At 46.4% G+C, this 12,311-nt stretch carries 9 protein-coding genes; 6 read left to right on the top strand and 3 right to left on the bottom strand.

Features of this window, described 5'->3' with window-relative positions:
• Positions 1 to 464: 464 nt before the first annotated feature.
• Positions 465 to 653: a hypothetical protein gene (locus tag QTO06_RS02760; protein ID WP_331406807.1), complete on the bottom strand. Its 189-nt coding sequence runs from the start codon at positions 651 to 653 to the stop codon at positions 465 to 467.
• Between QTO06_RS02760 and QTO06_RS02755 the strand changes: the two genes are divergently transcribed.
• Complete coding sequence (locus tag QTO06_RS02755; protein ID WP_077262558.1) at positions 652 to 1,950, top strand: carbohydrate porin; 1,299 nt, start codon at positions 652 to 654, stop codon at positions 1,948 to 1,950. The genes QTO06_RS02760 and QTO06_RS02755 overlap by 2 nt on opposite strands.
• Positions 1,951 to 2,150: 200 nt before the next feature.
• Here the strand turns inward: QTO06_RS02755 and QTO06_RS02750 are convergent, their stop codons facing one another.
• Entirely contained in the window at positions 2,151 to 3,029 is an 879-nt protein-coding gene (locus tag QTO06_RS02750; protein ID WP_331406806.1) for a helix-turn-helix domain-containing protein, read from the bottom strand.
• Positions 3,030 to 3,289: 260 nt separating this feature from the next.
• Between QTO06_RS02750 and QTO06_RS02745 the strand changes: the two genes are divergently transcribed.
• Positions 3,290 to 6,064: a glycoside hydrolase family 3 protein gene (locus tag QTO06_RS02745; protein ID WP_331406805.1), complete on the top strand. Its 2,775-nt coding sequence runs from the start codon at positions 3,290 to 3,292 to the stop codon at positions 6,062 to 6,064.
• A 196-nt stretch (positions 6,065 to 6,260) separates the two neighbouring features.
• On the top strand, positions 6,261 to 7,601 hold the full coding sequence (locus QTO06_RS02740; protein WP_331406804.1) for an MATE family efflux transporter: 1,341 nt from the start codon (positions 6,261 to 6,263) through the stop codon (positions 7,599 to 7,601).
• Between the two features lie 84 nt (positions 7,602 to 7,685).
• Here QTO06_RS02740 and QTO06_RS02735 read toward each other — a convergent pair whose 3' ends face one another.
• On the bottom strand, positions 7,686 to 9,365 hold the full coding sequence (locus QTO06_RS02735) for a pseudouridine synthase (RefSeq protein ID WP_331406803.1): 1,680 nt from the start codon (positions 9,363 to 9,365) through the stop codon (positions 7,686 to 7,688).
• A 234-nt stretch (positions 9,366 to 9,599) separates the two neighbouring features.
• On the opposite strand from QTO06_RS02735, the gene QTO06_RS02730 reads away from it, so the two are divergent.
• From QTO06_RS02730 to QTO06_RS02720, 3 genes are all read left to right on the top strand, one after another.
• On the top strand, positions 9,600 to 10,316 hold the full coding sequence (locus tag QTO06_RS02730) for a HipA family kinase (protein ID WP_331406802.1): 717 nt from the start codon (positions 9,600 to 9,602) through the stop codon (positions 10,314 to 10,316).
• Complete coding sequence (locus QTO06_RS02725) at positions 10,313 to 11,155, top strand: DUF3037 domain-containing protein (protein WP_331406801.1); 843 nt, start codon at positions 10,313 to 10,315, stop codon at positions 11,153 to 11,155. The genes QTO06_RS02730 and QTO06_RS02725 overlap by 4 nt, the downstream gene beginning before the upstream one ends.
• 162 nt (positions 11,156 to 11,317) lie before the next feature.
• Positions 11,318 to 12,115, top strand: a complete 798-nt coding sequence (locus QTO06_RS02720; RefSeq protein WP_020195092.1) for a Cof-type HAD-IIB family hydrolase — start codon at positions 11,318 to 11,320, stop codon at positions 12,113 to 12,115.
• Positions 12,116 to 12,311: the final 196 nt, after the last annotated feature.

Genomic DNA, 12,311 nt, shown 5'->3' with positions numbered 1-12,311 from the left:
GATTTTACAAATTCTGTTTATTGAATTATCTCTCCTTTTATACTTAACCTCAAGAAAGCGCTTTCCTAATTTTCTAGCCAAATCAATAAATCAACATGAATGAACACTTACTGAGAGATGCTGTGATGACGTGTTGGGAATACGTAATGAATGCTTTGTTTTTCGTAGTATGGCTTTTTGAAGTGAACGTTTTATAGGGAGCTTTGTTTAGCTGATTTTTGGCACTGAAATAGCAGGGAAACCTTTATTTAATTGGGTTTTAGAGCGTCGATTAAGTTTTGAAACGGTGCAATATTCGTGTTGTTGCAATTCGATAATCGCCATCGTTCCAGCGCTCTAGGTATGGGTTCATTAGTGCGTCGATGAGTAGCTTATATGATCAATCACTCAAACTAATGATCAAATGTATCAATGATGTGATCTATACACTAAGAAAACGCTTTCTTAGTGAGTGCGATCACTTTTTAGCTCGCTTTTTGTCCATATAATGCCGTCAAAAGCGCTAGGGAATAGCTGTTTTGCTGATATTTGGGGGATTTCTGTCTTTTTTCCTCAAGCATCAGCTCAATTTGCTCATTTCTGGCAAAAAATTTTGCTTCATTAAGAAAGCGCTTTCTTGGAAATGCAAAATATAATAATGATGGAGTTATCATGAAAAACTTTAAGGTTTTACCTCTTACCCTAGCAGTGGCTGCTTCGTTTGCTTCTCTACCTTCTTTTGCTGCTGATTCTGAGATTGAAGCGCTTGAAAAACGCATTCAAGAATTGGAAACAAGAATTGAAACTGGCTACGTCTACGATCAACAACCTGCTGTATTGACACCAGAAACGGAAGTGCCATTAGGCATCGTATTCTCTGGCTACGCACGTTACGGCGCGGGCTACCAAGGCAGTGATGCTCTGACAGTGGGCACGGCTGGCGCATTGAACTCAAACGCAACAGGTCGTTTAGGTAATGAACAAAACGGCGGCGAATTCCAGTTAGCTCGTGCCTTCAAGAGTGATGGTGGTGCAATCTGGGATCTCGTGTTTATGTTGGATCACTGGGCAGATGCTTCATGGGCTGACGATGGCGGCGTAAACGTGAAGAAGATGTACGCTGGTGCGACAAACCTATTCGAATCTCAGCCAGACCTTTATGTTTGGGCTGGTCGTGACTTCCATCAACGTCCACAAACCGATTTGAACGACTACTTTTGGATGATGCACGATGGTCAAGGTGCGGGTTTCTATAACCTAAACCTTGGTGGTGCGATGCTGGACTTCGGTGCGGTAGCTCAAGTTGAAGGCGATATGGTAGGTGACAACGGTCGCTACGCAATCACAAGTAAACTTCACAGCATCAAACTGGGTGAGTCTGCGAATTTAAGCCTATACGCCAACTATGGTTTTGCTTCTGAGAAATTGGATGGCGAAGATGTTGGCGATGTAACGGCATACCAAGTCGCGGGTGAGCTATCGATGTCGGGCCAACGTGTGATTGTTCGTTACTCTGATAACGCAAAAGACAGTGTGTTTGACCTAGCTGACGGTCAAACAGCAACTCTAGTGAGCTTTGATGGTAGCACTTCATTGACTGACAAAGCGGGCATTCAATACCTAGCTGCTTACCAAGCACTTGAAGTGGAAGGTGATGAGAGCCGCGTAAACTACAACGCGATTGTTCGTCCAACTTACCAATGGAATGATATCCACTCTACGTGGCTAGAAGCGGGTTACAGCGTGGTTGATTACGATGACATCGACGCAACCAACAGCTCTTGGAAAATGACGCTATCGCAAAACATGGCGATCGGTCCTGAAACTTGGTCTCGTCCAATGCTGCGCTTCTACGCGACAGTGGGTAATGCAGACAACGAGTACACAGGTTTTGACTCAGTAACAGGTGAGAAGATTTCATCAGACGTGGATACTGTGACAGTGGGTGCTATGTTCGAAGCGTGGTGGTAAGCCAATACGTAGATTCTTAACTCAAGTGCGGCTCTTGGGGGGCCGCACTCACTCCATTGGCAATATGCGAGAGGTAATGCCCGAGCCGAGAAACGATTTGCAACATACTATCTTGAATCGACTTGGGCATGTTACGGGGGAGCTCGATTATATTGCAGTGAATGGTTAACCATTCATAGCCGCTGGCATAGCGGCTTTTTTTATGCCGGTAAGAAATGTTGTTTGCGGTAACTTCTTGGACTGTGCTGAAACTTCTGTTTAAAGCATTTCGAGAAATAGTTGCTGTCCGAAAATCCACACTGTTCGGCGATGTGCTGTACCGAGCGCTCGTTCTCTTCACACAATAACTTTGTCGCGTAGTTCAACTGCACATCACGTAAATACTGGTTTGGCGACGTGTCTAAAAACTGGCGAAACAGCCTTTCTAACTGACGTTTACTGATGAAGGCTGCTTTCGCAATTGCATCGCTGTTTACGCCGACATCACTGAAGTGCTGCTCGATAAATACCAAGGCTCGGCTAAGTGCAAGTGTGGTTTGGGGCAACTCTTGGCTTTGGTCTTGATACATTCGGGAGAGGGCAATCACCAACTGCTGCATTAAGCTGGTTAGCATGACTTCAAACCCAGGCTGCGAGGCTTCATATTCCGTTTTTAAAACCGATAACAGGCGCTCGATTTCTGGCAATTGCTGACGGTCGAGGGTCAGTTTGGCTTTGTATTCGGTGGTTTGTCTCGCGATTGGTTCGACCTTGAACATGGCTTGGTAGCCGGACAACTGGCGCATGGAAGGGATTTCAAAAAACGGCGTGCTGGAGTCAAACATCAAGTTAATGATCTTGAGTTTGTTTACGTCTCGAAAGCCGTGCTCGATGTCGCCATTAATCACAAATACATCACCTTTGTGTAGCGGGTATTCGTATTCCGCGACTGTGTGCTTACCGCTGCCACTGACCACTAAAAACAGTTCAGAAAAGTCATGTTTGTGGGCGGCAAAATCACAATGGTGATGTCCGTCGACGTAGGCAAACTTGAGATGACTGTGCTTCTGATGTGCTTTAAGTTGGTAGATGATGCTCATGTCGCGATATTCCTTTTTACTGTCGCCATTTTGGTAGAATGGCGCATTCGGTCAGCATACTATTTCCCCATAGAAAAACGAATTCTCATCGACGTTTTTTGCCCGTTTTTGCTGGGCTGGCGACATTTTTTTAACTTGCCTTCAATGCCTGTTTAGCTGGTGAAAAGCACGGTGCCAATAACGACTTGCGTGACTTTAGTGACCCGTTGTCATTCAGCGCGCTGAAATACGAAATAAAAATGAACGGTTGTGGGTTGTGTATGAACAATAAACAAATTAGCCAAGCGCAAAAGAACCTCGTCCCTGTAAGCCGACAAGCGGCAGCAGAAGGGATTGTACTTCTCAGAAACAATGACGCGGTTTTACCTCTTACTGCGCAAGACACTCTTTCTCTGTTTGGTCGCTGCCAAATTGATACGCACCGCAGCGGCACAGGTTCGGGCGGGGCAGTGAATGTGCCTTATGCGATCAGTGCGCTAGACGGTTTGCGCGCAAATGCAAAGGTTCGTTTGAATGAAGAGTTGGTTGCGGTCTATCAAGATTGGATTGCAGAGCACCCATTTGACGATGGCGGCGGTGGTTGGGCGGCGGAACCTTGGTTCCAACAGGAAATGCCACTGACTGATGAACTTGTGGCCAAAGCGGCATCCAGTTCCAACAAAGCCATGGTGTTTATTGGTCGTACCGCTGGTGAAGACCAAGACAACGCCGACGAGCCGGGCAGCTACCGTTTAACTGCAGAAGAAGCGGACATGATCGCCAAGGTCAATCGTCACTTCAACGACGTGATCGTAGTGATGAACGTCACCAACATCATGGACATGGCGTGGCTAAACACCATCGAAGGCAATGAGTCCATCAAAGGTGTGCTCTACAGCTGGGCTGCGGGTATGGAAGGCGGTCATGGTTTGGCGGATATCGTTTCTGGCGAGCAATCACCAAGCGGACGTTTGACCGATTCGATTGCTTACGATCTTGCCGACTACCCATCATCGGCGAACTTCGGGCGTAAAGACCGCAACATCTACGTTGAAGATATCTACGTGGGCTACCGTTACTTTGAAACCTTCAATCCTGAAGTGGTGCAGTTTGAGTTTGGCGCTGGCCTATCGTACACCGATTTCAGCCGTGATTTGGTCGAGTTCACAACTGAAGGTCAAGGCGCAGATGCTGTGCTGCACTTTGATGTTGAAGTGAGCAACGTTGGCTCTGAATTTGCCGCCAAAGAAGTGGTACAGCTTTATGTTGAAGCGCCTCAAGGCAAGCTAGGTAAACCTGCTCGCGTGTTGGCGGGCTTTGCTAAAACACAAACACTTAAGCCGGGCGCGAGTGAGTTGGTTCGTATCTCAGTACCTGTTGCTTCGCTCGCTTCTTACGATGACAGCGGCGTGACCGGACATCGCAGCTGTTATGTGCTGGAAGCGGGTTGCTACCAGTTCTGTATCGGTGAAAGTGTACGTCACGCTAAGCCAGTTGCGGCGACGTACCAATTGGATGACACATTAGTCGTTGAAGTATTGAGTGAGGCTTGTGCGCCAATTCATGAATTTGAACGCATGAAGCCTGCACAAAAGAGCGACAATGGTACGTATGCGTTGAGCCATGAAATGACGCCACAACGCAGCGTTTCCTTAGCTGAGCGTATCCAAGCTAATATGCCTCGCACTTTCGAACTGACCGGCAACCAAGGCATCAAGTTGATGGACGTAAAACAAGGCAAAGCGAGCCTAGAGGACTTTGTCGCGCAGATGTCAGCGGAGCAACTTGCCACTATCGTTCGTGGTGAAGGTATGTGCAGCCCGAAAGTGACGCCGGGAACGGCAGCCGCGTTTGGTGGTGTATCGGACAGTCTGTTTGAACTAGGTATTCCAACGGCAGCGGCAGCAGATGGACCGTCAGGTATTCGTATGGACAGTGGACACAAGGCAACGCAAGTACCAATTGGCACTTTGCTTGGTTGTACTTGGAACTCTGCTCTAAACGAAGAACTTTTCTTCCTGATTGGTGAAGAGTTGCGTGCCAACCACATCGATACCTTGCTTGGCCCTGGCATCAATATTCATCGCCACCCTTTGAATGGACGTAACTTCGAGTACTTCTCTGAAGATCCGTTTATGACGGGCGTAATGGCGGCAGCGCAAACTCGTGGTTTAAGCAAAGCGGGTGTGTCGGGCACCATCAAGCACTATGCGGCGAACGATCAGGAAACCGCTCGTGTGGATGTGGACAGCATCATGTCAGAGCGTGCACTGCGTGAAATCCATATCAAGCCGTTTGAGATGGCAGTGAAGCAAGGTAATGCGACAACCATCATGACCTCTTACAACCCTGTAAATGGGCACTGGGCGGCATCCAACTACGACTTAAACACCACTATTCTGCGTAATGAGTGGGGCTACACCGGTATTGTGATGACGGATTGGTGGGCGAAGATGAATGACCCAATCGAAGCGGGAGAAGAGAGTAAAACCTTTACTTCATTCATGGTGCGTGCACAAAACGATCTTTACATGGTGGTCGAGAACGATGGTGCAGAGAGCAACGCGATGGGCGATGACACGTTACAAGCGCTAGAAAACGGCACATTAACCATTGGTGAGCTGCAACGCTCTGCGATGAATATCTGTCGCTTCATCATGGCCGCTCCAGTCATGGAACGACCGCTGAAAGCTTACGAGCCAATTAAAACCTTTATTGCACAAACTGAGCAACCGAGTGAAGAAACGCATTTCGTTGAACAGGAAATTACCTTGAATACGAAAGTGAACGCTTCGGTTGTGCTTCAGGTTGGCGAGGAAGGTGTATACCAGTTCAATGGCATGATGAAGTACGAGCGTGACTCTCTGGCACAATCTTCTTGCAGTCTATTCCTCAATGGAGACTTTAGTATGACGTTACCAATGCATGGCACGGATGGTGAACTGATTACTGTAGAAGGTTTGAAGGTGAAGTTGAATCCTGGGTTCTACACCCTAGATATCGACTTTGTTAAGCCGGGTTTAGAGCTGGAAAAAATCAAAATAATCAAGCAGTAAATAATAAATGATAACGTAAGCTTATGGTTTTGTTGTTGCTGGGTAAATGGTGGGGAATGTTTCTTGTAAATACCCCTAAAAGTAACGTGACTTTGCGTTTAAAAGTTATACAATCCGCGCACAAAATTAGTCGATAACTCAAACTGCTTCACAGTTCTCTGTGGGGCAGTTTTTAGTTTTAGGAAAGGTCAAACACATGCCTAAAAGCCAGAATATCAACCAGCGTATGTCCATTGTGGCATTAGCTTGGCCAATACTTGTCGAAATATTGCTACGGACGGCTTTAGGAACCAGCGATGTATTTATGTTGAGTGGTTACTCAGACAAAGCGGTATCCGCCGTTGGGGTCATCACACAATTAACATTTTTCCTAATCATTGTATCCACCTTTGTAAGCAGTGGTACGGGGATTCTGATTGCGCAATATAATGGTGCAGGACGCGAGAAAGACTCGGTTGATGTGGGTGTTGCAAGTATCGTTTTATCCGTGCTTGTCGGCGTATTCTTGAGTGTGCTTGCCGTGATTGGTGCGGTGTTCTTTTTGCCGTATTACGGGCTAGAGGCTCAAGTTGAGCAGTACGCGCGTGAATACTTGCTTATCAGCGGTGCGATGACGTTCAACGTGACGATTGGTATCGTGTTTACCACGATTCTGCGTAGCCACGGTTATTCACGCTCGCCAATGGTCGTTAACCTAATCTCTGGTGTGTTCAACATCATTGGTAACTACATTGCGCTGTATCAGCCGTTTGGTTTGCCTGTCTATGGCGTTGAAGGCGTTGCAGTGGCGACAGTCGTGAGCCAAGTAATCGGTACGCTATTGTTGGGTGTGATTTTGAAACGCAGCAGCATCGAACTGCCAATGTCTAAGCTCAAACAAGTGCCGAAAGATGTGTTCAAGAAGATCCTAAAAATCGGTGGCATGAACGCGGGTGAAGTGCTGTCTTACAACATGGCGCAGATCTGTATCGTCTACTTTGTGGTGCAAATGGGTACATCGTCGCTCGCCGCGTTTACCTATGCGCAAAACATCGCGCGTTTCTCTTTCGCGTTTGCGCTGGCGATTGGTCAGGCGGCTCAAATCCAGACGGGTTACTACATCGGTAAAGGTTGGGTAAGCAGCATTCTGAAACGCGTGCAGATCTACTTCTTGGTCGGTTTTGCTGCATCAACGGCGGCAACGTGTTTGATTTACCTATTCCACGAAGAGATTTTGAGCGTGTTTACTGATCAGCCAGAAATCTTGGCATTGGCGGGCGCATTGGTGATGGGCTCCATCGTGCTAGAAGCTGGTCGCGTGTTTAACCTGATCTTCATCTCGGCACTGAAAGGCGCTGGTGATATCAAGTTCCCAGTACAGATGGGGATTCTGAGCATGTGGGGCTTGGGTGTGGTGTTCTCTTATATCTTGGGTATTCACTTAGGCTACGGCGTGATTGGTGCGTGGATGGCGATTGCTCTGGATGAATGGGTACGCGGTATCATCATGGCAAGACGCTGGCGCTCTCAAGTGTGGACGAAGTTTAAGGTAAGTTAACCTTATCTTTTACCCGCTCTAAACGTAAAAAAGGCACTGAAATTCAGTGCCTTTTCGCTATCTATTCTTCAAGTATAAGTCGCTTTAAAACTCACATTCTGCTTGGAAACACATACGCTCTTTGCTGTACGGATGGTCCAACTCCAACATCTCCGCGTGCAAATGCAGACGGTTCGCTTTCTCGCCATACAAGCCGTCGCCAACCATCGCCATGTTCAACCCCATGTGGTGCGCGCTGTGTACACGTAGCTGGTGGGTTCGTCCTGTTTTTGGGTACATGTACACCTTGCTGCGCCCGTCTTTCACTTCAATTAGCTGCCAGTAAGTTTCAGCAGGCTTACCATGTTCAAAACATACTAGCTGACGTGGACGGTCATCTGGATCGCCACGCATCGGGAGCGAGATTTCACCTTCAGGTTCGGTTAACACACCTTCTAGCAGTGCCATGTAGCGCTTTTGTACGCCGCGAGTGATGAACTGCTTTTGCAGACTCTTGTTAGCGCGTTTGGTTAAAGCAAATACGAGAATCCCCGACGTTGCCATATCCAAGCGGTGAATCACGAACGGCCCTTCGACATCTGGGAACATCGCTTGCAGGCGTGTGTACGCGGAATCTTTGATGGTTTTGCCCGGAACGGAAAGTAGGCCCGAAGGCTTGTTGACGATCACCATGGCTTCGTCTTGGAACAGAATTTCCAATTCTTTATCTTCCGCCCAGTTCTCCGCCAACGGGTTTGGTTCCACATCCAAGCCTTGCAGCATATGCCCCAAAATAGGTTGGCATTTGCTGTTGCAAGATGGGTAGAATTTCTTGTGCTGACGCACTTCAGATTTCGGCGATACGCCCCACCAAAACTCCGCCAATGCAAGTGGCTGATAACCATGTTTGTATGCGAACTGAAGCAGCTTCGGCGCAGCACATTCGCCAGCACCTGCGGGTGGTACTGGATTGGTGGTAGGAGCAAAAATGTCCACCAAATCGCGCTCTGCGCTGTTGTTGTCCAAGAAGCGGTATTGCTTATGCAGTTTGTGCTGCAGAGCATTAGACAAGTCTTTGCGCTGCTCTTTAAGTTCCGCTAGTTTTTGCTCTAGCTCAGTTAAGCGCGCTTCTTTGATTGCCAGTTTTTCGTCCCAAGCTTGTTTGAGGTACTTGAGCACATTTTTCTCAGCCACACTCTGTTTACCCAAATCATCCAGTAGCACTTTCAGATCTTCTGGACTCAGTGTTTGTTCGCCTTGTTTGCGCTGTTGTTTGCGTTCTGCACGACCGGCAATCATCACTTGGCGATGGGCATTCTCTTCTTGCTGATACGCTTCTTGGTCGGCTTTGATTTCTGCTTTCAGTTGTGCCAACTCTGGGTTGGCAGCAAAGGCTTTGTATTCCGCGTTCGCAGCATTAATGGCATCCGTCTCACCTCGGAAGAAGCCTTCTTCTGTCAGCATGTCGAATACGGGTGGAACAAAACCCGGAAGCAAGTTTTGATCGGCAATCTTGCCAGAGAAAGCACTGAAGTAGCCAAGCTCACCTTGCGGGTTACGTACTAACAAAACACCGAACATTTTGCCGCGTCCGTTTTGTTCATCCTCAAGACCGAAATCGTGTTCGAAGTCAGTTTGTGTCATTAGGTGCTGCTGCAATTGTTCGACAGCCAATACACACAATGGGTGAGGCGTGTAGTAGAACGGAAACGTAAACTGCGCTGGCAAGCCGTAGCCAGAAGTGTCCGCAGTAAATCGAGTAAAGCATTGTTCAGGCGAGTGCATGAGAGTGAGTCCGCGCGAAATAAAAATCGAGCACGGATTGTACCTGTTTTGGCTGTGATTGCTATCTTGCACGAAGGTCAACGAAATGTGGAACTCACATGATATGCATCGGGCTTTCGTTTATATCGACTTTCATTCTGAGTGGCAATAAAATAGGTTGTATATACTTTCTGTATCACATTGATATTCGGCGTAAGAGCTGATGCTCGATTATGCTTTCTCAGAGTTACGCTAATGGCATTAAAAGAAGAAATCTGTATAACACACGTTTTGCGCGAAATGAAGCAAGGTAGAACAACCCCTTATTTGTGCAAAGATGATGAAGATCGCCAACATATCGTCAAAGGTGAGAATGCAACTATTGCTGGTCTTGTTCGTGAGTGGATTTGTGCTGTGATAGGCACTGAGTTTGGCTTACCAATTCCAGATTTTTCAGTCGCGTGGGCTGACACTCCATTCCAAAGGAAAAGAGATTTATTTGAATACAATTTTGCTTCTTGTTTTGTTGAAAATATTCAAGATGTGACGCCGTCTATACTTAAAGGCCTCAATCAAGATTTGCTTAATGACTTGTACATGTTTGACTATTGGATTTTGAATGCGGATAGGAATTTGACGGAACATGGCGGGAACCCGAACTTTTTTGTCCATCAGAAAACAGGGTATCCATATGTAATCGACCATAATCTAGCTTTTGATTCGGATTTCGACATTGAAAACCACAAGAGCCTCCATGTTTGTGCTCCATATAAAAAATGGGCGGACTTATTTGAAATCGAGAGAGCACGCTATGAAGGGATGTTTGCAAAATCACTTGAGGCACTTGATAATGCTATCAAGTTAATTCCAGATGAATGGTTAGAGCGCTATTCTCTTGATGATATAGAATTAGAAATCAAACCTATACTTAAGAGGTTTGAAAGCGAAGAGTTTTGGGAGGCAATCAAATGAAGACGCTATATGAATATGCCGTAGTGCGCTTTATGCCATTTGCTGAAACTCAAGAGTTTGCAAATGTTGGGATTGTCTTGTGGTCAGGCTCACCAAACATTGTTTTTACGAAATTGGCTCCTGCTCCTTTTGCTCGTATCAATGGCTTTTTCGATGATTTAGATGGGAATCTTTATAAGAAAGCCCGCCATTTCATGGAATTAGAGTTAAGTAGGATAAAGTCTTTTGCCGCAAGTGCTGAAGAGAAGCAATTTGATGCAATTATGCATGAGTTAACTCGTCAGCGAGAAGGGGTTATGACCTTCAGCGAGCCTGGAGCTCTTCTCGCAGAAGACCCTGAGACAGTATTAAAAAAATTGTATGATACTTATATTGGCCGTGATTTACCTCTATCTAAAGAGCAAAGGGAAAGAGTCATGGTTAAAGAGCTTAGGGCTCGTCTCAATAGGTTACCATTACGATACAGAGAAAAATCATTAGATACTGGGTTTGGACAAATCAAAGTTCCATTGGTCACTGAAATAGGAGCATCGTTACGGGCAATTAAGCCGATGGCTTTTAACCAAGCAAAACCTATTGATATAGCTGACCATGGCGACAAATGGATTTCACGAATTAGACACGTTATAGAAGCAAAAGCTTTAGCGCCTAACAATTTCTTGTTCACTGTGGAACCACCAAAATCAAAAAGTGATGATGTATTAACTGCTTTCGATCTAGTCTATAAAGGAATGATGAACTTAGGCGTGCAAGTTATCCCCTACAGTGATACCGAGCACATTATCGAGTTTGCGCAACCAGAGTTATCGGAAGCGCCAGTAGATTTTAAGTTAGTTTAGTACTTAATTCTAAGCCACTCTCGGGTGGCTTTTTATATTGGTCGGTTTTCATTTTTCTTTCAGCTTGAGATTCACCCAATATCCTGTACCTTAGCGTGATTGTTTTTTGCAGCCGTTTTCATTCGCAGAGTGACCTGTGCTGCTTATTTTTGAGTTGAAGTCATGTCACAAGCTAGCATCAAATTTATTGCCACCGATATGGATGGCACCTTGCTTGACCAATATGGTCGTTTAGACCCTGAGTTCTTTGATCTGTTTTTGCAGCTAGAAGAGAAGGGCATTTTGTTTTCGGCGGCATCGGGTCGTCAGTACTACAGTTTGCGTGATACGTTTGCGCCAATTCAAGACCGTATGATTTACGTGGCGGAAAATGGCACCTTGGTGATGTACCAAGATAAAGAGCTATACAGCTGCACAATTCCAAAAACAGAAATTGATGCGATCATCCAAGCGGCTCGTGAAGTTGAAGGTACACACCTAGTGCTGTGTGGTAAGCGCTCGGCTTACATTGAAACCAAAGATCCTAAAGCGTTGGAAGAGTTCCAGAAGTACTACCATCGCTGTGAATACGTGCCAGATCTACTGGCCGTTGACGATGAGTTTATCAAGGTTGCGATCTGTCACTTTGGTGGTTCTGAAGAGTTGGTTTTCCCAACCATGAGTGCAAAGTTTGGTCACAGCCATCAAGTTGTGGTGAGCGCGAAGATTTGGCTAGACGTGATGAACGCCGAAGCGTCAAAAGGCGCGGCGATCAAACACCTTCAAGAAACCATGGGTTTTGGTCCGGAAGAAACCATGACCTTTGGTGATTACTTGAATGATCTAGAGATGCTACAAGTGAGCGAGCATTCTTACGCGATGGAAAACGCGCACGAAGCGGTGAAGAAAATCGCACGTTTCTCGGCACCAAGCAATCGTGACTCTGGCGTAATGAAAGTGATCAAAGAGAAAGTGCTTTAATCTCTGCATCGCCAGTTTCGAACATAAAAGCCCCGCTACATAGTGAGCGGGGCTAATTATATGGTCCGCCTCACTCTCAAGCCCTACGCTTAGAGTAGGCTATCAGAACGAGGTGAACCATATGTCTACTATCCACATTTTAGGTATCGATTTAGGTAAGCACTGCTTTCATGCGGTTGGCAATAATCACTCTGGC

Origin of the sequence: Vibrio sp. M260121 (assembly GCF_036533715.1) — a bacterium.
Taxonomy (GTDB): Bacteria; Pseudomonadota; Gammaproteobacteria; order Enterobacterales; family Vibrionaceae; genus Vibrio.
The sequence above is the reverse complement of the archived record's forward strand: the minus strand, read 5'-3'. Positions and strand labels throughout refer to the sequence as shown.